The organism is Pelomonas nitida (genome assembly GCF_043555975.1).
In the GTDB taxonomy this organism is placed as follows: Bacteria; Pseudomonadota; Gammaproteobacteria; order Burkholderiales; family Burkholderiaceae_C; genus Pelomonas; species Pelomonas nitida.
This window is the reverse complement of record NZ_JBIGIA010000014.1, coordinates 1-24,593: the sequence shown is the minus strand read 5'-3', so window position 1 is coordinate 24,593 and position 24,593 is coordinate 1. Positions and strand designations below refer to the sequence as shown.

Here is a 24,593-nt window from a genome sequence, read left to right as displayed (position 1 = left end):
CGCACCATGCTCGCGGAGCTGGACGGCGCCGCACCCGCGGCCTACGACATCGACGGCCAGCGCCTTGATGTGCAAGCCCCGGGCTTCGCTCAGGCGATCGCCCGCGCCCATGCGATGCAGCTGCGTCCGCGCTGCATGTGCCAGCCCGCAGGCATCGAAACCTACGTCGCCAAGATCAACGGCGGCTACGTCGTCAAGCGCATGCCCGAGACCGGCAGTCGGCACGCCGCGTCCTGCCCTCACTTCGAACCGCCGACCGACGCCAACGGCTTCGGCACGTTGATCGGCACCGCCATCCGCGAGGACCCCGCCACCGGCCTGACGGCCTTGCGGGTGGATTTCTCGATGTCCAGACAGCCTCCCCGCCAAACCGCGAGCCCCAAGGCAACCCACACGCTGCCGACCGCCCGCAGCGGCGCCAAGCTCTCGCTGCATGAGCTGCTGCTCTACCTGTGGCACGAGGCTGGGCTGACACGCTGGCAGCCGGGCTTCGCCGGCAAGCGCAACTGGGCCACAGTGCGCTGGCGACTGCTGCAGGCCGCCAGCGACAAGCTCATCGGAGGCCGGCCGCTGCGGGACCGGCTCTACATCCCCGAAGCCTTCGCCGTCGAGCGCCGAGACGAGATCGCTCATCGGCGCGCTGCCGCCTGGTCCCTGGCCAAGTCCAGCGGCCCAGCGTCGGGCCAGTTCCTACTGCTGATCGGTGAGTTGAAGGAGATCGCGCCCGCGCGCTGCGAGTTCCGGGCGGTCGTCAAACACATGCCCGACCAGGCCTTTATGGTCGATGAACGTCTGCACCGCCAGATGACGCTCCGGCTTCAACCGGCGCTGGCGCTGTGGAACGCGGCGGACGATGTCCGCATGCTGGTCATCGGCACATTCGCGATCAACGCGGCTGGCGTGCCGGCGATGGCGGAACTGGCGCTGATGACGACGACGCGGGAATGGATCCCGGTCAGCGACATCGAGGAGCGCGAGAGTATTACCCGCTTGGTCCGCGAAGACCGCAGCTTCATCAAGCGCTTCAGTCGAGGTCTATTGATTCCAGAACAGCGCTCTCAGACTGACTCTTGAAACCGTGGTTGCGCAAGAGTTCAACTGGCATCGCCAACGTCTTGGACGCAAGGCAAAACGGCAACACCCAAAGCCGTAGACCCGCCGAATGAGGGAAATCGAACACCGGCAGCGGATGTTCAAAGGTCGCCGTCTTGGGGTAGATCAGCGCAACGTCTCCTTGGCCAGCGAGGTAGCTTTGGCCGTAGGCATGCAGCTGATAGAAGTCCCCCTGTGCGAGGCCGTACTTGTCGGTGCCGTTCGCCTTCAGGCTGTCCAGCAACTTCCACTTCGTATCCAGTACCAGCACGTCTCGATTGCCGTCCTTGATCAACAGGTCCGGCTTGAGCCGAAACCAGCTTTGATCTCGATGACGGACGAGGTGATGTGCCCGCGCCTGTGCCTTGAGCGAAAGCGGCAAGCGCACTTGCCTAGACAAGTGTTTCGCCACAAACGCCTCAAAAACCTGCTCCATAGGAAACAACAGCGAGGGCGCGCGGTGCCGGCCCTGACCAGTGACAGGCGACTCTTCGTCGAGGATCAGTCGCGCCCAGGCCAATGCGTCGGCGTAGCTGGCCATGTCTCTGCCCAGGCGGACGCGCTGGAAGTCGATGGCCGGCTGGGTCGACGCAGGCACCTCGGCAAAGACGAATTGCAGCTCTCGCGCCAGTTGCTGATTTCCTCGCGACGCTGAGATCGACGCCACCCGCTGCAGCGCAGCATGCAGTAGCCGATGCTCTGGGCGGTCAATCGAGAACTCATCATGCTCTGTAAAGAAGCGGTCCGCCCGATGCAGGTTCTGCTGCAGATGACGCGCCATCAACAGCTTGCCTCGCAAGGCAAACAAGTTCTCTTGCCGGACTGAATAGTCGCCGCGCAGCCCGCGCTTGACGATGAGCTCCACAGTGCGCAGGAACTCAGCGATGAAGACTTCGAGGAGCGGCATGCGCGCCGCGGCTATATGGGCGCTGCTCGTCTTGACGTGGCGAAAGCCGCGTAGGCAGCAGAGCATTTCGATCAGGAGTTGACGCGCCTGGTCGGCGCCGCCGCCGATCGCCCTGCCGACCTTGGGCAACACCTCGATCTGGAACCCTGACGGTGCGCGTATCACGCCGACAAAGCTGTTGACCTGAACTACCCGGCGGCCGCGGCGCTGCGTCATGCGCAGCCAGACAGGCCCCCCAGCGTCGGCGGCCTGAAGGCATTGCTCCTCCAGCCAGGAGTAGACCGGTTCCGGGATGCCGTGCAGACCATGAGCGTCGCTGGGGAGCGACGCAGCCGTTGTCAACGCGTCGAACTCGTAGATGGTGATGCCGTTCGCTCACCAAGTTGGACTACGCTGCCACCATGAACGCTGAACGCCTACCGTGGCACGAACGCCTCCACCATCGGGACGCCCTTCGGGCTGGCCGCTATGCCGCCCTCGCCGATGCGGAAGGTTTCGAGGCGATTTGTTTTGCGCTGGAGGCCTTGGGGCTTCGCCTTCTCGGCGAGAAGAAGAACCTGGGCAAATACGCCGAACCACTCGGCAACCTGGCCCGCAAGTCCGTGGTGTTGTCTGAGATGTCGCAGCGGTTCCCGGAGCGGTTCAGCGGATTTCAGGCTTTGATGGCTGTCGTCAAGGGCGCGAGGAATGACGCCATGCACACTGGCGTCTACGCAAGGCACGCCACGGCGGCCGCGATCGAGTTGTGCATTGGTTTGGAGGAAGCGCTGATGAACGAGCCTGAGGGCGCACGCAAGGCAGTCAAGGACTTCATGGTGAAGTCGCCGGTCGTCGTCGAGGCATGGCAACCGGTTGCTCATGCGCGGCAGCTGATGCTGACCCACTCGTTTTCGTTCTTGCCGGTCTACCTCGACGGCGCTTGGAGGCTGCTATCTGAGGGGGGCCTTGCACGCTACGTGCGAACGGGGAGGAGCCCATCCAAGGCCCTGGCAGTGACCATAGAGAATGCGGCGGCTTCGCTGCATCTCGTGGACGCGAAGGTCGTTGACCTGGATGCCGATGTGGATCTCCTCCTGACATCAAGTGAAGATGCCAGCATCCGCCTGTGGCTCGTTGCTGACGCCCACGGCCGGTTGTGCGGTGTGCTTTCGCCCTTTGAGTTGATGTGAACGTTCCGGGTTGCGCCCACCTAGCGATCGCGAGTGACCAGCGGAGCCATCGGCTCGGAGCGAGACATCTCCAATTCGCCTCTCAGAGCTGCTGGCATGCCCGCGAGCATTTCAGCGATTCCTTTGGCCAGGCCCATGTCCACGCCTTCTGACGAACCTTCAAGTGCCGTTCTGAGGTGGCCCCAAGCTTCTACGGCCGCAGCACGGCTGGCCGAGCTGCGCGGGCTCGACTTCGTGCGCGAGGAATCGCGCCGCAACCGTCCCACCTCGCGCGCCTTGGTTTGCCAGATGGCGTCGTAGTTGCGAACAGCCCCTCGCGTGGCCTGCCGGGTGGCCTCGGCATCAATGCCCAGCTCCCGCAGTTTCTCGGCGAAGGTTTCTCGCCATCGGTGCAAGTCCGCCTTCCTCGGGTTCAGCCGTCGCCCATCACGCCCCTCGGTCCGCACGCTGAGGTGGACATGCGGGTTGGCCTGGTGGTCGTGCAGCACCATCACGTACTTGTGGCCGGCTAGCTCCACCCGCGCGAACTCCCGTGCCGCGCGTTGCACCGCCAACGGGTCGGTCCCTCGTGGCATGGACAGCATGATGTTGTAGGCCTCGCGTCGCCCGCCCTGCGCTGCGCCCTCCGGGATCAAGCCGCCGCTGAACCGCCAGTCGTCGGCCAGGTCTCGCACCGCATGCGCGCCGCGGATGCGCTCGCCGCGGTCGTCCTCGATGTCCAGCCGCCCGTTCTTGCTGATGTAGCGGAAGTGCGCCGCGATGGCCTTCATGCCGCGCCCTCCCCCGGTCACCTTGACCATCACCTGCGGAGCCCGGCGCACCGTCGCCGCGATCCGACTGCGGATCAACGCGGCGCGCCGGCGTAGCGCATCGCCCGTGAGCTTGGGCGGCGGGTTGCCCTTAAGCATGCGGTTGCCGGGATAGAAGAGCCGGTCGCCCCAGGTGACCAGCACGCCGTCGATGTTCACGCCTCGTTCCATGGTCGTCTCCGTTTCGCTGGCGGCGACCCGCCGGGCGCTGATGTGGCCGGACGCGCGGGCCGCAGTTCCGTGAGCACCTGCGCGGCGACACGCAGGTGCGCCCGCACGTCGTCGGCCAGGTGGTCCAGCAGGTCGCGGTACAGCAGCGCCTGCGGCACGTTGCCGACCTGCAGCAGCGCCGTCAGCTGATGCACGTTGCGGCTGAGCGTGGACAGTTCTGCGCAGGACCGGGTCAGCGCGGAGACGAGCTCAGGGCGCGCGCCACCGGACGCGAGGACCGGGACGCCATTGACCAGGCCGGCCAGGTAGGCGCCACGAGACATGCCGGCTGCGCGGGCACTTGCGTCGAGATGCGATGCCTCGCACCGCCGCATCCGCAGCGACAGCTTGACCCAGGCATTACCTTCTGCGCGGCCATCTGGCTGACCCACAGGCCGGCACTCGGCATCGGCCCCGTGGCCGATTGCTAACTCGACGGCCTGGCGCACCAGCACCGACACGCTGACCCGCCGCTGCGCCGCGCAGGCCACCAACGCGGCCTTCAGGCCGCGCATGTCGACGGTGACGAAGTCATGCGATGAGGTGCCCATGATCCGACTGCAAGGAGGTGCGCGGAGCGCTTGTGAATTTGGCGGCAGGCCGCCTATCTCTGCACTTACCCATGAACCAAGTATTGGCTCTGAAGACGCCCTCAGAGCCGCTGGATTCGGCCCCGAATCCAGCATGAGGCCCTGGCGTTCAGCCGCCTAACTTCTGCTCAGTGACCAACAACCGTCCACCGAGTGACCAAGTAGCGGCCAAGTGCCGTCCAAGCAGCGACCAGGACTGGCCAGTGGCGTTCCAGAAAGCGTCCAAGAAGCGCTCAGCAACCGTCCAAATACCGACCAACAGGCGCCATGAAGCTGACCCCTTCCCGTCCACCCGGGCGCGCGAACCGCAAGGCAGGCGCGTTCGAGGTGGAGATTCGGAGACTGCGAGCCGATGGCTACACGTTCGAGGCCATCCGCGCAGCACTGGCCGACGCGGGAGTTCAGGTCAGCCTGAAGACGGTGCAGCGTGAGGCCGCGCGCATCGGCGCTGTGCCGGCCTCTGCCGCACGAGACCCGCCGGTGCCTGATCTTTCATCCCGCGCGATCACGCCACCGCCCAACGAAGCCCTTGCAGTCAACACCCCCAACCGAACCGGATCAACCGGCCGGGATGTCGCCGAGGACTTCTTCGAGCGGAACCAGTTCAACCAACTGTTCTCAGAGGACCGACCATGAAAGTCGCCGTCATCAACTTCTCCGGCAACGTGGGCAAGACCACCATCGCCCGCCACCTGCTGCTGCCCCGCATCCCGGGCGCCAAGCTGATCTCCGTCGAAAGCATCAACGCCGGAGAGGCAGGCACCAAGTCGCTGCGAGGCCGGCAGTTCGCCGTGCTGCAGGAGTACCTGCAGGCCGTCGAAAGCACCGTGGTGGACGTGGGCGCCAGCAACGTCGAAGAGCTGCTGGCGCTGATGAATCGCTACCGGGGGAGCCACGAGGACTTTGATCACTACATCGTCCCGGCCGTGGCCGCGATCAAGCAGCAGAAGGACACGATCGCCACGCTGGTGGAGCTTGCCCGCATGGGAGTGCCCGCGCAGAAGCTGAGGCTGGTCTTCAACATGATCGACGAAGCGACCAACGTGGCGGATGCCTTCCGCCCCTTGCTGGCCTTCCTGCAGGAACAGCCGCTCGCTTGCGCCGACACGGAATGCCGCCTGGGCGCCAACGAGATCTACGAGAGCCTCAAGATCTCAGGCCAGGGGGTGGACGAGGTGTTGAATGACGACACCGACTACAAGGCGGCCATCGCGAAGACGGGGGACGCCAACGAGAAACTCGCGCTTGCGCGCAGGCTGGCGGCGCGGCGCCTGGCCGTCGGCGTCGCACCTGAACTCGATGCGTGCTTCGGCGCGCTTCGACTGGGCACGGATGTCGCGCCGCTCGTGCGTGTCGCCTGACGAGGCCGGCCATGGCGAATGTGCGTGAGACGTTGATCGCCGAGGCGCTGGGCGACATCGCAGTGCTCCTGGAGCGGATCGAAGCCATTGCCCCGGCGCTGATGTCGACCTGCGAATCAGTGACGCGCGCGTCGGATTCATTGGTGACCAGGTCGGGTGATGCGGAGGCAAGGTTTACAGCGTTCACCCAGCATGCGGTGACACATCTGTCCAAGCACCTTGTGCAGCGCTCTGACGAACTGGTGCGCGCGGCGGTCGAGGTCCAGGCGCAGGCTCTGCAGGCCACCGGCAGGAAGATCCTTCAAGACGAGCTGGGCCCGCCGGTGCAGCGCTTAGCCCGCTCGCTGAACGACAGCGCCCACCGGCGGCTGCACTGGCCGTCTGTTGGGGTGGGCGCGGTGACAGCGATAGTGGCTTCGACAGCAGCCTGGGCGGTAGCCATCTATATCCCGCCTTACTGACCGTCCCACACGGTTTCGGTCTCACGAGCCAACCACGCTGAGTACCTGTGCCAGTCCACCGGATCGCTGACGCCCCAGTGGCGCCCAATGACCGGAGAAGGCTGATCTGAGTCATTTGCAGGCGATCGACCGAACGGCAGCTTTCGCCAACTCCGGCCATGGAATAGCTGGTGCCGCTCGTCTGGTTGGCTTCGCAGGCAACTCCTCCAGCCAGTCCTCGATCAACGGGACCTGGTGCCGGATGAGCCGTCTGGCGTGAAGTCCTTGTCGATAAGCCAGTCGGGCTGCGCCTGTGGTCGGATGCGTGACGCAAAAGTAATCTGGCCGTTGGGTTGGCGTCGTAGCGCGATTTCTAGAGTCTCTTCCAAGCCGTCGGACACCTCATGTCGAGAGTGTCCGGAACGGCGAACGAGGAGTTCCCCATGAAAGCCCATGTTGCCCACACCGCCCTGATCGCAGCCGTTCTGGCGCTTGGTTCGGCGAGCGCCATGGCTCACGACAACAAGCGTGAAGCTGCCAGCGCGGGTTGGCTCGGCAAGCCCATCGCCGAGGCAACGTCCGCGACCAAGGCGGTCGATGTCACGAAGATCAAGTCCCTCAATGTCGACTGCGGCGATGTGGTGACCTTCCGTAACGGCGCCAAGTCGTTCACCTGGAAGTTCGAGGTGCCCAACCACGGGCGCGTCGACCTGAAGGCGATCGCGCCCGCGGACTTCAACGCGCCGACCATGATCGTCTACGTCTCGCGCGCTGAGAGCGAGCGCAGCTGATCGCTCAGGCTTCGCGCAGCAGCAGGCCGACCCGGGTAGTGCCGCCGCTGGATTCGGCGGTAGCCCGGCCCCCGTGCATGCGCGCTATCGCCGCCACGATGGCCAAGCCCAAGCCATGGTTGCGATCAGCGTCCGCGCGGGCGGCATCGACTCGGTAGAAACGGTCGAAGAGGCGAGGCAGATGCTCCGGCGCGATTCCCGGACCATCGTTCTCGACCGCCACCGCAACACTGGATGCATCCACCCGGCTGATTCGCACGGTCACCGTTGTGCCCTTGCGGCCATAGCGTGTTGCATTGCCCAGCAAATTGGATATCGCCCGGCGTAGCAGCCGCGCGTCTACCTGAGCGGCCGTCTCGCCGACAACGGCTGCCTGCAGTTCGGCCTCATGCAGGGCGGCCTCGTGAAAGTCGATCACCTCGCTGGCCAGGTGCGCCAGGCTGTCGACGTGCTCTCGCCGCGCGTCGGAGCCGCTGTCCGCGTGCGACAGGAACAGCATGTCGCTGATGATCCCTGCCATACGGTGCAGCTCTTCCAGGTTGGAGCCCAGCACGTCGCGCATTTCCTCTGCGCTTCGCGAGCGTCGTAGAGCAAGTTCGCTGCTGCTGATCAGCGTGGCCAGTGGCGTGTTCAGCTCGTGCGCCACGTCGGCATTGAAAGCCTCCATCTGCCGGTAGGCTCCATCCAATCGTCCCAGCAACGCGTTGAACTGCTCGATCAGCGGCTGCAGCTCCATCGGCTGGCCGGAGCCGTCTAGTCGCCTATCCAGATCGTGGGCCGTCACCAGCCTCGTTTGGTCCACCAAACGGTGCAGCGGCACCAGCCCTCGGCGTACCAGCCAGTAGGCCCCCGCGGACACGGCCAGTGCGCCGCCGACGGCCGTACACGCCAAAGTCCATGCCAGACGCTGCAGCAGCGCATCGTCGCTTCGTTGGTCCAACGCCAACTGGACTTTAGTTGCCGGCCCCGACGCCGCAACCGGCACGCTGAAGCTTCGTTGCTTGGCTGGCCAAGTTGGCGAGGAGGCCTTATCGAAGATCACCTCGCCATTGGCTGCCGTCACTCGAAGCGACAGCTCGGCGTGACCGGCCAGCACATCACTGAGCAGATGCTGCAACTCGGCCACGCTATGCCCGGGTCCGCGCTCGCCCAAGAGCTGGGCAATGGCGGCCTGCTTCTGGTCCAGTGTCTCGTCCTGGCGCTGCAGCAACGTCAATGCGAGCACCGCATAGACAGCCGCGCTGACCAGCCCCAATCCGATGACGGTGAGCACCGCCAAGCTACGCGACAGTCCCGCGCCAAGGCCGGTAGCCGTGTGCGAAGGCGTCACGGCTCGCGCGCTTCCAGCACGTAGCCCATCCCTCGTACGGTGTGGAGCAATGGGCGATCGAACGGCTGGTCGAGCTTGGTCCGGAGGCGACGTACGGCCACTTCGACGACGTTGGTCTCGCTGTCGAAGTTCATGTCCCAGACCTGCTCGGCGAGCTCGGTGCGCGACAACACCTCGCCCGCGCGGCGCAACAACAGGCTCAACAGGTTGAACTCCTTGGCGGTCAGCTCCAGGCGCTTGCCCGCTCGCATGGCCTTGCGTCGGATCAGGTCGAGTTCGAGATCGCTGAGCTTGAGGATCGTCGCCTCCGTCGGTGTCTGAGAAGGACGCCCTCGGCGCAGCAAGGCCTGGATGCGCGCCAGCAGCTCGGAAAATGCGAAGGGCTTGACGAGATAGTCGTCGGCGCCGGCTTGCAGTCCTTTGACCCGATCCTCGACCTGGGACCGCGCCGTCAACATCAGAACCGGCGTTTGCTGGCTTTGGCGCAGCGCGGCCAGCACGGCCAGACCGTCGATGCCCGGCAGCATTCCGTCCAGCAGCACCAGGTCGTAGTCCCCTTCGGCGGCCAGGTGCAGGCCGTCCACGCCGTTGCGCGCCACGTCCACGACGAAGCCTTCCTCGGTCAGGCCCTTCTTGAGGTAGTCGGCCAGCTTCGCCTCATCTTCCACGACCAGCAGCTTCATGCGGGTCATTTTGGCCGGCGAGCGGGGCCTCGCCAGATTACGAAATTGTCATCTTGGCGTTGGAGCCCTGTCGTGGCCGGATTTCTAGAGTGCGGGGCAACGTGAGGTCATACGCGGCGTTTTCGCTGGAGAAACGGCGCCGATAGACCTTGGAATTCATCGACCTGTATGTCTCGTCCGCCTCGCCTGAACGCCCCCAACCACCCTGGCTTTCCCATCCGCAGCGCCTGTGCCCTGTTGGCTCTGGCGCTCGTGGGCATGCCCATGGCGCTCCAGGCGCAAGTCGGCGCCTCCCCCTCGGCGGCGGGTGTCGCCGGTCCTGTGACGCTGAGGCAGGCCTTCGAGCGAGCCTGGGCGCAACAACCCGAGGGTGCGGCAGCCACGGCCCGCCGTGACGCCGCTGCGGCGCGCAAAGCCGCTGCGCAACGCTGGACAGCCGATGCGCCGTCGCTGGAAGCCTCGGCCCGCACCGACCGGCTGACACGGAATGCGGGCTCTCGCGAGTACGAAGCCGGGGTGGCCCTGCCGCTATGGCTACCCGGCGAGCGCAGCCGCAGCCGAGCCGTAGCAGATGCAGAACTGGCAACGGTGGAGAGCCGGGTGGCAGCCGCGCAATGGCGCGTAGCCGGCCAGGTGCGGGAAGCCTGGTGGACGCTGCAGCTCGCTCGGCTCGATGCGAGTCTGGCTGAGGCGCGCCGCGCCAGCGCAGCGACGTTGGCCTCCGATGTGGGCCGCCGTGCTGCGGCGGGTGAGCTGTCACGGGCCGACCAGCACCAGGCAGAAGCCGCAGCGGCCTCTGCACAGGCCGAACTGTCGCTTGCACAAGCAGCCATCGCTCAAGCGCAAGCGGCGCTCCAAAGCTGGGGCGCCCTCCCGGCTGCAGGTGACATGGCGTCCAGCGAGCGCGCGCCCGACGTGCCGGCCAATGCGGAAGCGGCACTCACCCACCCGGCGCTCGCTGAGCTGTCGGACCGGGTGCGGCTTGCACAGCAGCAGCGCGGCCTGGCCGCCGTGCAGCGGCGCGCCAACCCCGAGTTGACCCTGCTGACCACCCGTGAGCGCGGTGGAGCCGGCGAGCGCTATGGCCAGACTGTCACGTTTGGCCTGCGGCTGCCGCTCGGCCAGAGCAGCGAGTCCGGCGTCCGTGCCGCCAACGCTCAGGCTGACCTGATCGAAGCCGAACAGTTGCTGGTCATCGAGCAGCAGCGGGTCGCCGCGGACATCGATGCCCAATCTGCTCGGCTGACTGCTGCCCGCGCTGCGCAGGAAGCCACCGCTCGCCGAGCCTCCCTGGCCCGAGACACCCGGGCCTTCTACGACAAGTCCTTCCGCCTTGGCGAGACGGATCTGCCGACACGGCTGCGCGTCGAGCTTGAAGCCTTCGAGGCCGAGCGTCAGGACGCGCGCGCCCGCATTGCCGTCGACCAGGCGATTTCCAGTTTGCGGCAGGCGCTGGGCCTGCTGCCCGAGTAACCCACCATGACCTCTCTACGGTTGAAATCCACCCCACTGCGACACATGGCGCTCGCCATGTCCCTGCCGCTGATCCTGTGTGCCGCTTGGCCGCGCCCAGCGCTGGCCGGCGACGGCCATGACCACGGTGACGAAGCCAAAGCAGCGCCGGCTGCCGCCGCCTTGCCGCGCTTCACGGCGACGTCCGAAGCGTTTGAGCTGGTCGGTGTCATCGACGGCAAGCAGGTGACCCTTTACCTCGACCACGCGCCGACGAACGCGCCGGTCAAGGGGGCTCAGCTGTCGCTGAGCATCGGTGGCGCCCAGCTGGCAGCCAAGGCCCAGGGGGATGGCGAGTTCACCGCCACGCTGGCGCAGGAGCCGAAGCCGGGCGTCACGCCCGTGACGGCAACGATCACTGGGGCGAGCGAATCCGACCTGCTGGCCGGCGAGATCGATATCCACGCCGACGAACACGCTGACAGCCATGTGGACCGCTCATGGAAGTTCTGGGCTGCCTGTGCCGGCGCCGCTGTTGTGGTGCTGGCCGGCCTCGCCGCTCTGCACAAACGCATGCGCCGAGGCAACCGTTTTGGAGAGACGGCATGAACCGCGCCGCCGCGATGTTCCCTGCCCGCATGGGCGTTCTGGCCTTGGCAGGCGCGTTGCTGCTCGCATCCGCCACCCCGGCGTTTGCTGGTGAAGGCCACGATCATGGGCCAGCGCCCACCGCCTCCGGCGGTCCGCAGCGCCTGCCCGACGGTACTGTGTTCCTGCCCAAGCCCGCACAGCGCCAGATCGGTGTTCGCACGGTCGAGGTGACTCAGCAGCAGCTGCCCCGCGCCGTCGAGCTCAATGGTCGCATCGTCATGGACCCCAACGCCGGTGGCCGTGTCCAGTCGATGGTGGCGGGGCGCCTGGAGGCCGGCCCCAAGGGCTTCCCGGCCCTGGGCCAGACCGTTCGCAAGGGCGAAGTGCTGGCCTATGTGGTGCCGGCTTCCGACACCTTGGAACGCGCCAACCAGGCAGCTCAGCTTGCCGAACTCCGCGCTTCCCGCGATCTGGCGCAGAAGCGCGTCGCGCGACTGCGCGAGCTGGCCGACACCGTCCCGCGCAAGGACATCGAGGCCGCGGAGAGCGAGGTTGCCAGCCTCGGCGCGCGTGCGGCTGCCATCGGTGCCGGTCTGAGCACACGGGAGGCTCTTGTGGCTCCCGCATCCGGCGTCATCGCGTCGTCCCAGGCCGTCGCTGGGCAGGTGGTTGATGCTCGCGAGCTGGTGTTCGATGTCGTCGATCCAACTCGCTTGCGCGTCGAGGCGGTGGCGTTTGACGCGGCTGTCGCGAACGACATCGCTGGCGGATTCATCGCCAGCGGCTCGGACAAGGTGCCGCTGAAGTTCATCGGCGCGGCGCGTGCGTTACGCGAGCAGGCACTGCCGATCGCCTTCACCGCCAGTGGTGGCTCGCTCGGCTCTTTCGCCGTCGGCCAGCCCGTCAAGGTGATCGCGCAGACACGCAGCCAGCTCGCCGGCGTGCCCGTGCCCGCGGCCGCGTTGATGAAGAACCCTGCCAACCAGACCATCGTCTGGGTCAAGGCGGCACCGGAACGCTTCTCGCCTCGGGTTGTGCAGACCGAGCCGCTGGACGGCGCGAACGTCATCGTCACGTCCGGCCTCAAGGCGGGCGAGCGCGTGGCGGTGCAAGGCGCCGGCCTGGTCAACCAGGTCCGCTGAGGGTTAGCGCATGTTCAAGTGGCTACTCGACAGCAGCCTGGCCAATCGACTGCTCGTCATCATCGCCAGCCTCGTGCTGGTCGGCTACGGCGTGTTCACGCTGTCGCGCATGCCGGTGGATGTCTTCCCCGACCTGAACAAGCCCACCGTCACGGTAATGACGGAGGCGGGTGGCATGGCATCCGAGGAGGTGGAGCAGCTCATCACCTTCCCGCTGGAAACGACCATGAACGGGCTGCCGGGCGTGGAGTCGGTGCGCTCGACGTCCAGCGCCGGCCTGTCCTTCGTCTACATCACCTTCGACTGGCGCACCGAAATCTTCCGCGCGCGGCAGATGGTGTCGGAGCGGCTGTCTTCGATGGAGGAAGGGCTGCCCGAAGGAGTCGTGCCGCGCATGGGCCCCATCAGCTCCATCATGGGCGAGATCATGCAGATCGCGATCCCGATCGACCCGGCCAAGATCTCGGCCATGTCGGTGCGGGAGTATGCGGACTGGGTGCTGCGCCCGCGGCTGATGGCCATCCCCGGCGTCGCGCAGGTGATTCCCATCGGCGGCGAAGTGCGCCAGTTTCAAGTGCAGCCGAACACGGCGCGCATGGCCGACCTCGGCATCACGCATGACCAGCTTGAAGCAGCTCTCAAGGGCTTCTCGTCCAACACCTCCGGCGGCTTCCTGGAGCTCAACGGCCGCGAGTACCTGATCCGCAATCTCGGCCGCACGTCCAAGCTCGACGACCTCGGCAACCTCGCCATCACGGCGCGCAACGGCCAGGCCGTGCTGCTCCGCCAGGTAGCGGAGGTGACCTTCGCGCCGGCGATCAAACGGGGTGATGCGGGCTTCGGCGGACAGCCGGCAGTCATCCTCGGCATCCAGAAGCAGCCCACGGCCGACACCATCGCGCTGACCGAGAGTATCGAGGCCGCGCTGGGCGACATGAAGCGCTCACTGCCCGCCGGCATGCAGACGCCCAAGGTGACCTTCCGCCAGGCCAGCTTCATCGAGGCGTCGATCACGACGCTGCAGGGCAAGCTGGTCGGCGCGTCGATCTTCGTCGCGGTGATCCTGCTGCTGTTCCTCGGCAACATCCGCACGACGGTCATCGCGCTGGTCGCGATTCCCGTGTCGATCCTCATCACGGCACTGGTGTTCCGCTACTTCGGGCTGTCGATCAACACCATGACGCTCGGTGGCCTTGCCATCGCGATCGGCGGATTGGTGGACGACGCCGTTGTCGGCATCGAGAACGTCATGCGCCGGCTGAAGGAAGACCGAACACTCGAGGCTGGCCAGCGTCGCAGCCCGCTGGAGGTCGTTGCGATGGCGACGATGGAAGTTCGCTCGGCCATCCTGTACGCCACCGTCATCATCGTGCTCGTGTTCGTGCCGCTGTTCGCGCTGCCGGGCATGGAAGGCCGCCTGTTCGTGCCGCTGGGCATCGCCTTTATCGTCTCGACGCTGGCGAGCCTGATCGTCTCAGTCACCGTGACGCCGGTGCTGAGCCTGTACCTGCTGCCGCGCATGAAGTCGCTCGACCATGGCGACACCAAGCTGCTGGCCTGGCTGAAGCGGCATTACAACTCCGGGCTGGCTTCGGTGCTGGCGCGGCCGCGCGCGGCGCTCGCGGCGGGGGGCGTGGCCGTCGTGCTGGCCGGCGCGGCCGTGCCGTTCTTCGCGACGACCTTCCTGCCGCCGTTCAACGAAGGCACGCTGCTGATCGGCTTGCGTCTGAACCCCGGCGTGACGCTGGCCGAAAGCTCCGCCCTTGCGCGCCAGGCCGAGGTGCTGGTGAAGCAGGTGCCCGAGGTCACGCACGTCGGCCGCCGCAGTGGCCGCGCCGAGCTGGACGAGCATGCCGAAGGGGTGCACGTCAGCGAACTCGACGTCGGCCTGAAGCCGCCGTCCGAGATCACGCGCAGCATGGACGAGATCAACGCGGACATCCGCAAGCGACTGGCCAACCTGCCTGCGGCTATTGGCATCGGCCAACCGATCTCCCACCGCATCGACCACATGCTGTCCGGCGTGCGCTCGCAGATCGCGATCAAGATCTTCGGCGAGGACCTCGACACGTTGCGCGGCCAGGCCGATGCGCTGCGTGCTCGCCTTGCGACCATCCCCGGCATCGCCGACCTGGAGATCGAGAAGCAGGTGCTGGCGCCGCAGATCAAGGTGCGCGTCGATTACGCCGCCGCGGCCCAGTACGGCGTGCCCGCGCCGCAGGTGCTGTCGCTGCTGCAGAGCTTGATCGAAGGCGAGAAGGTCACGCAGATCGTCGAGAACGGCCGGCGCTTCGCGCTGGTGATGCGCCTGCCCGAGTCGGCGCGGACGGTCGAAGGCCTGGGGCAGATCCTGGTGGAGACGCCGGGTGGCCGCATCCCGCTTTCGCGCATTGCCACCATCGAGGATGCCGACGGTCCGAACCAGATCAGCCGCGACGATGGCAAGCGCCGCATCGTGCTGTCCGCCAATGCGCAGGGTCGCGCGCTGTCGGACATCGTGGCCGACATCCGCGGTGTGGTCAGCACCACCAAGATGCCCGAGGGCTATTTCGTGACGCTGGGCGGCCAGTTCCAGGCGCAGGAAGAGGCCTCCCGTCTCGTGGGCCTGCTTTCCATCGTCTCGGCCGTGCTGATGTTCGTCGTGCTGTACACGCGCTACCAGAGCACGCGGCTGGCGCTGCTGATCATGGCCAACATCCCGCTGGCGCTTGTCGGTGCCGTCATCGGGCTGGCGCTTACCGGGCAGCCGCTGTCGGTGGCTGCGCTGGTGGGCTTCATCACGCTGGCGGGCATCTCGGTTCGCAACGGCATCCTCAAGGTCAGCCACTACATCAACCTGATGCGCTTCGAGGGCGAGCAGTTCGACCTGAAGATGATCGTGCGTGGCTCGCTGGAACGGCTGAGCCCGGTGCTGATGACGGCGCTGGTCACGGCCTTCGCGCTGGCGCCGCTGCTGTTCGAGGCCGAACGCCCCGGCACCGAGATCCTGCACCCCGTCGCCGTCGTCATCTTCTCGGGGCTGATCAGTTCAACGCTGCTCGACACCTTCTTGACGCCCGCCATGTTCTGGCTCTTCGGCCGCCGCGATGCCGAGCGCCTGGCCAGCGACCGTACGGCAGAAGCTCTCTAAACCCTGAGCCCCCATCTCAATCCAAGGAGTCCTCCATGAAACTCTTCGCCCCCCTTGCCGCAGCCCTGATCGTCCTCGGAGGCCCCGCCCACGCTGCCGACGAGCATGGCCACGATCACAAGCCCCTGCATGGCGGCGTCCTGGCCGAGTCGGGAGCAACCGAGTACGAGCTTGTCGCCAAGCCTGATGCCATCACGCTGCACGCCCGCGAGAAGGGCAAGCCGGTCAACGTGCAGGGCGCGCGTGCCAAGCTGACGATCCTCAGCGGCGGCGAACAGTCGGTCGTCGAATTGAAACCGGCCAATGACCGCCTGCAGGCAGCAGGCAGCTTCAAGGTGGCTGCGGGCTCGAAGATCGTCGCCACGGTCGAGTTGCAGGGGCGCAAGCCCGCGAACTTGCGGTTCGCGATCAAGTAATGCGGTCAGCGGCGCGCTGAGCAAGCATGCACGGTCGCGGTGAGCGGATGCTGGACTCTGTCGGCGCCGGCGTGGCCGTCTGGGCCATTGGTGCGAGCATCCTCGCGATCCTGCTGATCGGTTTCGCGATTCAAGGAACCCTGCACCACCGCAAGCGCAAACGCCTGCGTCGCGAAGAGCGTCGCCAGCAGCGTCGCGGGCAGCGCAGGGGTGGACGCCCGCAGCCGCACCCGTCGGCGTCCCGGAGTTCTCGATGAGCGGCAGCCACGAGGTCGGCGGCTCCGAGATGGACGCCAAACAGGCCGAGGATCGTCGCATCCTGTTGGCCGTCCTGCTGATCAACCTGAGCCAATGCGTGGGCGGCGTTGCAGTGGGTGTTTGGGCTTCCTCCACCGCCCTCATCGCCGCCGCCCTGGACAACCTCGCTGACGCATCGGTGTATGCGGTCAGCCTCTATGCCGTCGGCCGGTCGGCGGCCATCAAGGTGCGAGCGGCCCGACTCTCCGGGTGGCTGCTGATCGGCCTCGCGGTGGCATTGCTGGTGGAAGTGCTGCGCCGGTTCTTCGGCGGGGAGCCACCGCTCGGGCCGGCCATGATGGTCATGGCCGCCGTGAATGCCGGCTTGAATCTCATCTGCCTGAAGTTGCTCAAGCGCCACCAGGGCGAGGATGTGAACTTCAAAGCTTCGGCCATCTTCACCAGCAACGACTCCATCGTGAATCTTGCGATCGTGGTGTCCGGTGCCCTGGTGATGTGGTGGGAATCCAATTTGCCGGACCTGGTTCTCGGCTTCGTCGCTGTGGCAATCGCCGCCAATGGCGGTCGGGAAATCTTGGTTAAAGCCTCGGAAGCCGCCGGCAATGATGGCAGCGCCAAGAAGCGCGACTGACGCAGACAGCGCCCGAATCAAGAAACTGCTTGACTCTGAAGCTGCTACAGGGTTTTCAATAGAGCCATGAGCAACACCGACAACACCCAACCAGCCACATCTACCTGCTCGGCCGGCGCCTGCGGCAGCTGTTCGAGCACTTCCAAGACCGTCGATGCGCCCGCCATGCCCGGTGGACAGACCTATCGCATCCCGACGATGGACTGCTCTGCCGAAGAGGCCGAGATCCGCCGTGTTTTGGAACCCATTGCCGGTATCACCTCGCTCGGTTTCCAACTGGGTGCCCGCCGGTTGACCATCTCGGCGTCGGCAGAGGTGCTGCCCAAGGCGCTCGATGCGATCCGTCAGGCCGGCTTCAAGCCCGAGCCCGTGGATGCGGCCGCCACAGCGCCGGCAGAGACTCCCGGTGACGATCATGGGCACGGCATCGGGGCTGGCGCGGCACGGCTCGGCCTGGCCTTGCTGGTCGCCATTGCCGCCGAAGGTGTCGAGCTCGTGCTGCCGGACACTCGCGCCAATCAGGGGCTGGGCATGGTGTTGGCTGTCGTCGCCATCTGGCTCGCCGGCGTGGAGACCTACACCAAGGGCTTCGCGGCCCTGCGCCGCTTCAAGCTCAACATCAACGCACTGATGACGGTCGCCGTCACCGGCGCCTTCCTGATCGGCCAATGGCCGGAAGCAGCGATGGTGATGGCTCTCTATGCCATCGCCGAACTGATCGAAGCTCGCTCGGTCGATCGGGCACGCAATGCCATCAAGGGCTTGATGGAGCTGGCGCCCGAAGAGGCCGCCGTGCAGCAACCCGGCGGCGCCTGGGTCACCACGCCCGTCGCATCCGTGACCATCGACAGCATCGTGCGCATCCGGCCCGGCGAGCGGGTGCCGCTGGACGGCACCGTCACTAAGGGCAACAGCGCGATCAACCAGGCGCCGGTCACTGGCGAAAGCATCCCGGTCGAGAAGGCCGTCGGCGACCCGGTCTTCGCCGGCACCATCAACGAGACGGGCGAGCTGGAGTTCCGTGTGACGGCAGCCGCCTCCAACTCCACGCTGGCACGCATCATCCATGCGGTCGAGCAGGCGCAAGGCTCGCGCGCTCCGACCCAGCGCTTCGTCGACCGCTTCGCCGCCGTCTACACGCCAGCCGTCTTTGTCCTGGCGGTCGCCGTGGCAGTGCTGCTGCCGGTGCTGACCGACGCCACCTGGTTGCAGGGCATCTACAAGGCGCTTGTCCTGCTGGTGATCGCCTGCCCGTGCGCGCTGGTGATCTCCACCCCCGTGACGGTGGTCAGTGCGCTGGCAGCCGCTGCGCGTCGCGGCATCCTCATCAAGGGCGGCACCTATCTGGAAGACGCCCGCAATCTGAAGGCGGTGGCACTGGACAAGACCGGCACGATCACCGAAGGCAAGCCCAAGCTCGTCGACCAAAAGGCCATGCGTGGCGACGCTACAGCGGTGCGGCGACTGGCGGCCAGCCTGGCGGGCCGGTCGGACCATCCGGTGTCCAAGGCCATTGCCGAAGGCTTGAATCTCGAACACGACGCTGTAGACAAGTTCTCGGCGCTGGCCGGTCGCGGCGTGCAGGGCAGCATTGGCGGCAAGACCTATGTGCTCGGCAACCACCGCCTCATAGAGGAGCGGGGCCAATGCAGCGCCGAGCTGGAAGCCGAGCTGAAGCGCCACGAGGAGCAAGGTCGCACGGTCACGCTGATGGCGGACGACCAGGGCGTCATCGCGCTGTTTGCCGTGGCGGACACCATCAAGCCCTCGTCGAAGGCGGCCGTCGCCGATCTCGCCTCGCTCGGTGTCACGCCGGTCATGCTGACGGGTGACAACGAAGCCACGGCGCAGAGCATCGCCGGGCAGGCTGGCATCAAAGAGGCGCGCGGCAACCTATTGCCCGAGGAGAAGCTCAAGGCCGTCGAGGAACTGCAGAAGAGATTTGGCCTCACCGGCATGACCGGCGACGGCATCAACGACGCGCCGGCCCTGGCCAAGGCGGACATCGGCATCGCGATGGGTGCCGCGGGCACCGACACGGCGATGGAGGCCGCGGACGTGGTCATCATGAACGACGACCTGCAGCGCATCCCCACCGTCATCCGGCTGTCCCGCAAGACCCACGCCGTGCTGTGGCAAAACATCTCTTTCGCGCTGGGCGTGAAGGCGGTGTTCTTCGGGCTCGCCGTCTTTGGCGCAGCAACCATGTGGATGGCGGTCTTCGCCGACATGGGGGCGAGCCTGCTGGTGGTGGCCAATGGATTGCGCCTGTTGAAGGCGAACGTCGAACCGGCGCGCGCCGCCGCCTGAAAGGATCTGCTGTGACTCAGTTCTCTCAACGCATTGCGCCTCACGTCGACCGCGAGATCGCCGAAGCCCGACGGCTTGACGACTCTGGCGAGGCCGCCGCCAGCTTTGCCCACTTGGAGCGCGCCCATGTGCTTGGGCAGGCATCAACCTTCCATCACGTCCGGGTGCATGTGCAGATGCTCTTCTGGGCGATGAAGCATCGCGTGTGGAAGGAAGCGCGCGGGCAGGTGCTACGCATCGTTGGTGCGGCCACGAAGACGGTCTTCGGCTGGGTGCCGACCGGCAACACGGGCGGTGCCAATGTCAGCCCGTTCAAGCCGCTGCCGATCGCGCCGGATCTGGCCCGAACCATCGAGGTGTCCAAACGGCGACAAGGTGCTCAGAGGGCCCACCGACGCCAAGCGTAGACGCCGAGCGCCGTGGCGATGACAACGTCAACCAAGGCGGCTACTGCATTCGTACTCGTCGTGAAATGCATGCCGAGTGCGGTGAACTCAGTCCCCGTCGCCCAGAAACAGGCGTGCCATGCGCCATGGCAGGCCTCCCACCAGCAGTAGAACTTGGCAATCTCCTTCACATCGGTCTCTTTGCTCAGACCACGGCGAGCAATCGCCGTTCCTTCGCTACGACGCAGCATCACTACTGGACGAAAGCTCTGCCATGAAGATCGGCGAACTTGCCACGGCCACGGAAACAGCCATCGAGACGATCCGCTTCTATGAGCGGGAGGGGTTGCTGCCGGCGCCCGCACGCACGCAAGGCAACTTCCGGGTCTACGAGACACGGCACCTGGAGCGGCTTCAGTTCATCCGCTACTGCCGCGGTCTCGACATGTCGCTCGACGAGGTGCGTGTGCTGCTGCGCTTCAAGGACGAGCCAGAGGACGACTGTGGGGACGTCAACGCGCTGCTTGACGAACACATCGGCCATGTCTCTCGGCGCATCAAGGAGCTGAAGTCGCTGGAGCGCGAGCTCAAAGATTTGCGACAGCGCTGTGGTGTTGCCAGGTCGGCGGATCAGTGCGGCATCCTCTCTGGCTTGGCAGAAGCCGCGCAGGAACCCACGGCGGCACCCAAGGTGCGTGGGCACCTGAAGTCGATCCATGGCCACTGAGACGAAACTTCGGGCCGTAGGGTGCATTGCTCAGCCAGTGCGCGACTGGCCGCCAGTGAATATCATTGCCGAATGCGCAAGCTGCTTGCCGTTTTCGCCATACTGTTCGGCTGCCTGACCTTCGTCGGGCAGGCGGTCGCGAGCGCATCTGACGGCTATAGCGACTGCTGCCTTCAAGGCTGCAAGGGAATGGCGCATTGCGCCAGCGCGACTTGCCAGACCTGTGCGCCCCCCCCCCAACCGGCGCCAGTGCCGGAGCAAGCTGCGTCGCCCGTTGTCGAGGAGCCGCATTGGCAATCGATTCAAATCGAGTTCGATGCTGGTTCACGGCGCAAACCTTGGACGCCTCCCGATTAGGTTGATGCCTGCTTCAAGCATTCATCAACCATCGAAAGGACATCCATGAAATCCAATCTCATCAAGATCGGCGCGGCTGTCGCGCTGCTGGGCGGCTCTGCCGCTGCCTTCGCTGCTCAAGCGTGCTGCGGCGACATCGCCTGCTGCATCCAGCAGTTGCTGTGCTGCCTGTAAGGTTTCACTGAACTGAGACCAGGGCCGGCGCGATGCGCCGGCCTTTTGCATTCAGCCGTTTGCAAACTGGCGGCCCTCGTCATCGGAGAGTAGCCGCACTGTGCAATGCAGGGCCAGGTGAGTTCGTGCGCCGCCGGAGCTTGTGCGTGGGCACCCGCCTCGACTGCGTCCCAATGACCGCGATGAGGCCGCCACCGGACGCCCGTCGAACGGTGCCGGCCGGCTGCAAACGCTGCAGAACAGCCACTCATTCGAGGTCAGAACCAGCTACGCAGGCAGCCAGGCCGCCGGAGCTGCAACCGCCATCGCCCTCACCCGATGCAACAGCGCTATCAGTGGTAGTCGTCTTCAAGCTGATGTCGCACGGCCATCACGGTGACCGTCTCGCTGTCCTGCACCTCGAACAGCGCGACATAGCCGGACCGACTGAAGGGGATGACCAGTTCGCGCAGGAACGGGCTGCGGCCCGCCTTGCGGCAGGTGAAGGGTGATGTCTTCAGCGTCGCCATGCCGGCCCGGATCGCGTGGATGGCGTCTTGGGCCACCTCCAGGTCGCCGCCATCGCGGGTGAGTTCGCGCTCCAGCACGAAGTCGAACAGCCGCTCGACGTCGGGCGCGGCATCACGCGTCAGCCGGACGCGGTAGCTCACTTGCGCTTCTTCGCGACCTGGCTGCGCGCGGCGTCCAGCTTGCGCTGCAGGTTGGCCAGCACCACGTCGGCGTCCACATAGTCGCCCGTTTGTCGGGCTTGGTCGCGGGAACGCAGTCCACGCGCGATGAACTCCTCTTGGACCCGCCGGCGTTCGACCTTCTCGCGGATGGAGGTCTCGACGAACTCGGACAGGGTCTCGCCCTCGCCCAGCATGGACTCCACCTCTGCACGGAGTTCGGGCTCCACGCGCACGGACGGAATGCTTGCGGTCTTCATGACGCAGTTGTAGCGCATTTGCGATGCAACGGCTCATCGCGCCAGGCAGGGGCGCAGGCCGCGCCCCTTGGTTCTCAATCACGAACCGCACCGAGGCCCCACTGGCGAATCACGGCGCGCACGCGCTGTTCGCCATTGGGGACGAGGCGATACAGGTCCGACCGCCCCCAGCGCAAGGCGTCGAGACAGGTGAGCATTGCGTCGCTGATCTCGACATCGACGGCACGCAACTCGAAGAGGTCGAAGGGATGGACGCGGCCGTTGAAGGTCGCAGCCACGAACAGTGCAGCGCGGCGTTGCTGGCCGCTGTCACCACTCTCGGCATGCTTGAGCAGACGGGCGAAGGCTTGCCCGCCCGCGTGGGTGGCCTGCTGCGCACGCTCGGTGTAGCTGGCCAGGATTTCCAAGGTCGAAGCACCCATGGTGATCTCCTTCTGGGTTGGCGCGGGACGGGCCCGGCGTCTGGCGATGGTCAAGCCGGCAGCGCCCCGCGGTGACGCTGGATTCACGCTCGAATCCAGCGCATGAACGAGCTGCTCAAGCCTTCAGCTTGCGCATCTCCTCGGCCAGCATCCAAAGCGCGCGGTTCAGGCTGACACCACGGTCGATGCTCCCAACCGGACGGGTGTGCAGGCGCTTGCCCTGCGCGCTGCGACCTGGCTGACCGCCACGAATCACGTTCTCCTGAACGCGCTGGAACGTGGTCCACAGGCTGTGTCCGATGTCCTCGGGTCGGCGTGCCTGGATCAGCTGCTGGGCCGTGACCGGCGCCGGCCGGTGCCCGCCCGTCTCTTCGACGACCTGCTCGCCGAACCGCAATGCCAGTGCGGCCGTCGCGAAGGCGATCTCTTCGGGCTGCTCCAACTGCAGGCACTTCATCGCCTCGGCGTGCTGCTCGACGGCCTCGAACTCGTCGAGCACCCTGAAGGCGCCTTCGATGACCTCGCCCTGGATGTTGCCCTTGTGCGGGATGCGGATGTCATCCACCACGTTGCCCACGACCAGGCCGTTGCAGCAGACGAACCGGAACATGCCTGCCAGCATCTGGTACGAGCTGGCGCCATCGTGGCTGTTGATGAGGATGATCTCGTTCGCCTCGGGCTTGGTCTGCACCTGGCCCGCATGGCGCATGCGGATCATGTGCTTGGTGAACTCGGTCTTGCCCTCAATGCGGCTGGAGCCCTGGGCGACCATGAACGGCTCGAATCCTTCTTTGCGCAGGCCGCGCAGCACGTCGATGGTGGGGATGTAGGTGTAGCGGTCGGAACGGCTGGCGTGCTTGCCCTCCGCAAAGATGGACGGCGCTGCCGCGCGCATCTGGTCTTCGCTCAGCGGCGCATCGCTACGGATGACGTTGGTGGAACGGCCGCCGAAGCGAGTCGCGAGCGTGGGATGTGTCGAGTACATGATGGATTCCTTCGATCGTTGAGAGAGTTCGAAGGCGGGCGACGGCTACTGCCCTGCCCGCCCGAGGGGTCAGGCATCGGCATGCGCCGCTTGGCGTTCAGCGCCGGGACGGCCCAAGCCATCGGGGCCACTGCGACGCGCCTGGGCTTCGGCCCGGCTGTCCAGGTAGTCGATCTCCTCGACCGTGAAGTCCATGCCGTATACGGTCTCGCCGTCCTTCTCGAAGTTGTTGTTCTTCACGCGGCCGACGATGTTCACGTGCGAACCCCGACCCAGGTAGGCGGCAGCGTTCTCCGCCTGCGCACCCCACAGCGTCCACTGGATGGCAGTCGCCTGCTGCTCGCGGTTGTCGCCCGAACCGCGCACGGAATTGCTGATTGCCGTCAGCACGCCCTTCGCGATGCGGCCTTCGCGGCCCTCGACGAACTCGATGCGCACCGGCCCCGCCAGATGCGCGTTGCGCTGGATGACTTGAACGTTGGCCATGACCAATCTCCTTCACGAGACAGACCAGCCGGGCCCCGTTCTGAAAGCCCTGACAACTGATCCTCTCGCTTGGACTCCTCGCACCCGCCCACGGGCGGGCGGGGGGTGGGCATGGCCCCTTCCAGCGGGAAGGGGTTGGGGATGGATGTTGGAGTTCACGCAGCCGAAGCAGTGCGCCGGTTTCCCGGCCCACCGCTAGAAGATCCCCCCACAAGTCCCCCTCACCCAAGTGCGGGGGTTGTGGGGGGAGCGCGGTGGGACGACCAGCGCACAGGCTGCCCCACCGGGCGTCGCAGTGCCGCAGACGATGTGCCAGCTCGCCTGGCGCAGCGGGTGCAACGAAGACGCCCCGAGCCCCTGAGCAGCGGCGGCTCTGCGACTGGCGTGACACCAAGCGCAGCGACTGGCGCGACGGTCGAGCCGCTGTGATCACTTCAGCGCGGCCCGGCAACGGGTATGGCGGGTGCGAGGAGTGGCGATCTGGACGGACCCGCGCGAAGCGCAGCCGATCAGCACCGGCCAGTTCGCCAAGCGGGCCCGTTCACGCGCAGCGTGAAGGAAACAGGCCCGCGGTCTCCTCGCACGGGAGGGCCGCGCACTCCAACCCCGCGTGCGCAGCACGCCACACCTGTCGCGCAGCGACGCCCGAGGGCGTGTTGCCCCGGCGGCCCAGGGGGAACGCCTGGAAGTGACCTTGCCCCCGAAAACCGTCTCCCTTGCTGAGTGATTCAATGCAAGCAAGGAGAGTGGGAATGACGAAGCCGAAGGCGGCGCCGAGGGCGCGCTACACGATGGAGTTCAAGCAGGAGGCCGTGC

The 24,593-nt window shown here is 66.1% G+C and carries 27 protein-coding genes; 16 read left to right on the top strand and 11 right to left on the bottom strand.

Features of this window, described 5'->3' with window-relative positions; all coding sequences use genetic code 11:
• The first annotated feature begins 6 nt into the window (after positions 1-6).
• Positions 7-1,074: a DUF1173 family protein gene (locus ACG00X_RS17415; RefSeq protein ID WP_394489778.1), complete on the top strand. Its 1,068-nt coding sequence runs from the start codon at positions 7-9 to the stop codon at positions 1,072-1,074.
• Here ACG00X_RS17415 and ACG00X_RS17410 read toward each other — a convergent pair.
• Complete coding sequence (locus tag ACG00X_RS17410; RefSeq protein ID WP_394489776.1) at positions 1,025-2,341, bottom strand: McrC family protein; 1,317 nt, start codon at positions 2,339-2,341, stop codon at positions 1,025-1,027. The two genes, ACG00X_RS17415 and ACG00X_RS17410, sit on opposite strands and share 50 nt — an antisense overlap.
• A 59-nt stretch (positions 2,342-2,400) precedes the next feature.
• Here ACG00X_RS17410 and ACG00X_RS17405 point away from each other — a divergent pair, with 59 nt between their 5' ends.
• A complete protein-coding gene (locus tag ACG00X_RS17405; RefSeq protein ID WP_394489774.1) occupies positions 2,401-3,168 on the top strand; it encodes a CBS domain-containing protein in 768 nt (255 codons plus the stop codon).
• A gap of 20 nt (positions 3,169-3,188) precedes the next feature.
• Here ACG00X_RS17405 and ACG00X_RS17400 read toward each other — a convergent pair whose 3' ends face one another.
• Together ACG00X_RS17400 and ACG00X_RS17395 are read right to left on the bottom strand one after the other, a co-directional pair.
• On the bottom strand, positions 3,189-4,148 hold the full coding sequence (locus ACG00X_RS17400) for a relaxase/mobilization nuclease domain-containing protein (RefSeq protein WP_394489772.1): 960 nt from the start codon (positions 4,146-4,148) through the stop codon (positions 3,189-3,191).
• Entirely contained in the window at positions 4,133-4,738 is a 606-nt protein-coding gene (locus ACG00X_RS17395) for a hypothetical protein (RefSeq protein WP_394489770.1), read from the bottom strand. The genes ACG00X_RS17400 and ACG00X_RS17395 overlap by 16 nt, the downstream gene beginning before the upstream one ends.
• Before the next feature lie 306 nt (positions 4,739-5,044).
• Here ACG00X_RS17395 and ACG00X_RS17390 point away from each other — a divergent pair, with 306 nt between their 5' ends.
• From ACG00X_RS17390 to ACG00X_RS17375, 4 genes are all read left to right on the top strand, one after another.
• Complete coding sequence (locus ACG00X_RS17390; protein ID WP_394489768.1) at positions 5,045-5,413, top strand: hypothetical protein; 369 nt, start codon at positions 5,045-5,047, stop codon at positions 5,411-5,413.
• Positions 5,410-6,138: a StbB family protein gene (gene stbB / locus ACG00X_RS17385; RefSeq protein WP_394489766.1), complete on the top strand. Its 729-nt coding sequence runs from the start codon at positions 5,410-5,412 to the stop codon at positions 6,136-6,138. The genes ACG00X_RS17390 and stbB overlap by 4 nt, the downstream gene beginning before the upstream one ends.
• Before the next feature lie 11 nt (positions 6,139-6,149).
• The gene (locus ACG00X_RS17380; protein WP_394489764.1) at positions 6,150-6,599 is read left to right on the top strand and encodes a hypothetical protein; all 450 of its coding nucleotides are present in this window, start codon (positions 6,150-6,152) and stop codon (positions 6,597-6,599) included.
• Between the two features lie 422 nt (positions 6,600-7,021).
• Complete coding sequence (locus ACG00X_RS17375; RefSeq protein WP_394489762.1) at positions 7,022-7,369, top strand: CzcE family metal-binding protein; 348 nt, start codon at positions 7,022-7,024, stop codon at positions 7,367-7,369.
• 4 nt (positions 7,370-7,373) lie between these two features.
• Here the strand turns inward: ACG00X_RS17375 and ACG00X_RS17370 are convergent, their stop codons facing one another.
• Positions 7,374-8,648 (bottom strand): heavy metal sensor histidine kinase, encoded by a 1,275-nt coding sequence (locus ACG00X_RS17370; protein WP_394489760.1) that lies wholly within the window; start codon positions 8,646-8,648, stop codon positions 7,374-7,376.
• A 47-nt stretch (positions 8,649-8,695) separates the two neighbouring features.
• The gene (locus ACG00X_RS17365; RefSeq protein ID WP_394489758.1) at positions 8,696-9,382 is read right to left on the bottom strand and encodes a heavy metal response regulator transcription factor; all 687 of its coding nucleotides are present in this window, start codon (positions 9,380-9,382) and stop codon (positions 8,696-8,698) included.
• A gap of 258 nt (positions 9,383-9,640) precedes the next feature.
• Here ACG00X_RS17365 and ACG00X_RS17360 point away from each other — a divergent pair, with 258 nt between their 5' ends.
• From ACG00X_RS17360 to ACG00X_RS17325, 8 genes are all read left to right on the top strand, one after another.
• Complete coding sequence (locus tag ACG00X_RS17360) at positions 9,641-10,855, top strand: TolC family protein (RefSeq protein WP_394489756.1); 1,215 nt, start codon at positions 9,641-9,643, stop codon at positions 10,853-10,855.
• Positions 10,856-10,912: 57 nt separating this feature from the next.
• Complete coding sequence (locus ACG00X_RS17355; RefSeq protein ID WP_394489754.1) at positions 10,913-11,443, top strand: hypothetical protein; 531 nt, start codon at positions 10,913-10,915, stop codon at positions 11,441-11,443.
• Positions 11,440-12,567: an efflux RND transporter periplasmic adaptor subunit gene (locus ACG00X_RS17350; protein WP_394489752.1), complete on the top strand. Its 1,128-nt coding sequence runs from the start codon at positions 11,440-11,442 to the stop codon at positions 12,565-12,567. The genes ACG00X_RS17355 and ACG00X_RS17350 overlap by 4 nt, the downstream gene beginning before the upstream one ends.
• Before the next feature lie 10 nt (positions 12,568-12,577).
• The gene (locus ACG00X_RS17345; RefSeq protein WP_394489750.1) at positions 12,578-15,697 is read left to right on the top strand and encodes an efflux RND transporter permease subunit; all 3,120 of its coding nucleotides are present in this window, start codon (positions 12,578-12,580) and stop codon (positions 15,695-15,697) included.
• Positions 15,698-15,732: 35 nt separating this feature from the next.
• Positions 15,733-16,113 carry a hypothetical protein gene (locus ACG00X_RS17340; protein ID WP_394489748.1) on the top strand — a complete coding sequence of 127 codons (381 nt, stop codon included), beginning with the start codon at positions 15,733-15,735 and terminating at the stop codon, positions 16,111-16,113.
• Positions 16,114-16,366: 253 nt separating this feature from the next.
• Positions 16,367-17,002 (top strand): cation efflux transmembrane domain-containing protein, encoded by a 636-nt coding sequence (locus ACG00X_RS17335; protein ID WP_394489746.1) that lies wholly within the window; start codon positions 16,367-16,369, stop codon positions 17,000-17,002.
• Between the two features lie 66 nt (positions 17,003-17,068).
• The gene (locus tag ACG00X_RS17330) at positions 17,069-19,312 is read left to right on the top strand and encodes a heavy metal translocating P-type ATPase (protein WP_394489744.1); all 2,244 of its coding nucleotides are present in this window, start codon (positions 17,069-17,071) and stop codon (positions 19,310-19,312) included.
• 11 nt (positions 19,313-19,323) lie between these two features.
• Positions 19,324-19,719 carry a DUF3703 domain-containing protein gene (locus ACG00X_RS17325; protein WP_394489742.1) on the top strand — a complete coding sequence of 132 codons (396 nt, stop codon included), beginning with the start codon at positions 19,324-19,326 and terminating at the stop codon, positions 19,717-19,719.
• Here ACG00X_RS17325 and ACG00X_RS17320 read toward each other — a convergent pair.
• Positions 19,692-19,949, bottom strand: coding sequence for a hypothetical protein (locus ACG00X_RS17320; protein WP_394489740.1), 258 nt, complete (start codon positions 19,947-19,949; stop codon positions 19,692-19,694). The two genes, ACG00X_RS17325 and ACG00X_RS17320, sit on opposite strands and share 28 nt — an antisense overlap.
• A gap of 23 nt (positions 19,950-19,972) precedes the next feature.
• Here ACG00X_RS17320 and cadR point away from each other — a divergent pair, with 23 nt between their 5' ends.
• Entirely contained in the window at positions 19,973-20,425 is a 453-nt protein-coding gene (gene cadR, locus ACG00X_RS17315) for a Cd(II)/Pb(II)-responsive transcriptional regulator (protein WP_394489738.1), read from the top strand.
• A 402-nt stretch (positions 20,426-20,827) separates the two neighbouring features.
• Entirely contained in the window at positions 20,828-20,956 is a 129-nt protein-coding gene (locus ACG00X_RS17310; RefSeq protein WP_394489736.1) for a hypothetical protein, read from the top strand.
• A gap of 332 nt (positions 20,957-21,288) precedes the next feature.
• Here ACG00X_RS17310 and ACG00X_RS17305 read toward each other — a convergent pair whose 3' ends face one another.
• From ACG00X_RS17305 to ACG00X_RS17285, 5 genes are all read right to left on the bottom strand, one after another.
• Positions 21,289-21,606 carry a type II toxin-antitoxin system RelE/ParE family toxin gene (locus ACG00X_RS17305; RefSeq protein ID WP_394489734.1) on the bottom strand — a complete coding sequence of 106 codons (318 nt, stop codon included), beginning with the start codon at positions 21,604-21,606 and terminating at the stop codon, positions 21,289-21,291.
• A complete protein-coding gene (locus tag ACG00X_RS17300; protein ID WP_394489732.1) occupies positions 21,603-21,884 on the bottom strand; it encodes a YlcI/YnfO family protein in 282 nt (93 codons plus the stop codon). The genes ACG00X_RS17305 and ACG00X_RS17300 overlap by 4 nt, the downstream gene beginning before the upstream one ends.
• Positions 21,885-21,958: 74 nt before the next feature.
• Complete coding sequence (locus ACG00X_RS17295; RefSeq protein ID WP_394489730.1) at positions 21,959-22,306, bottom strand: DUF7673 family protein; 348 nt, start codon at positions 22,304-22,306, stop codon at positions 21,959-21,961.
• Between the two features lie 115 nt (positions 22,307-22,421).
• Positions 22,422-23,291, bottom strand: coding sequence for a DUF932 domain-containing protein (locus tag ACG00X_RS17290; protein WP_394489728.1), 870 nt, complete (start codon positions 23,289-23,291; stop codon positions 22,422-22,424).
• Between the two features lie 69 nt (positions 23,292-23,360).
• Entirely contained in the window at positions 23,361-23,777 is a 417-nt protein-coding gene (locus ACG00X_RS17285; RefSeq protein WP_394489726.1) for a single-stranded DNA-binding protein, read from the bottom strand.
• Positions 23,778-24,593: the final 816 nt, after the last annotated feature.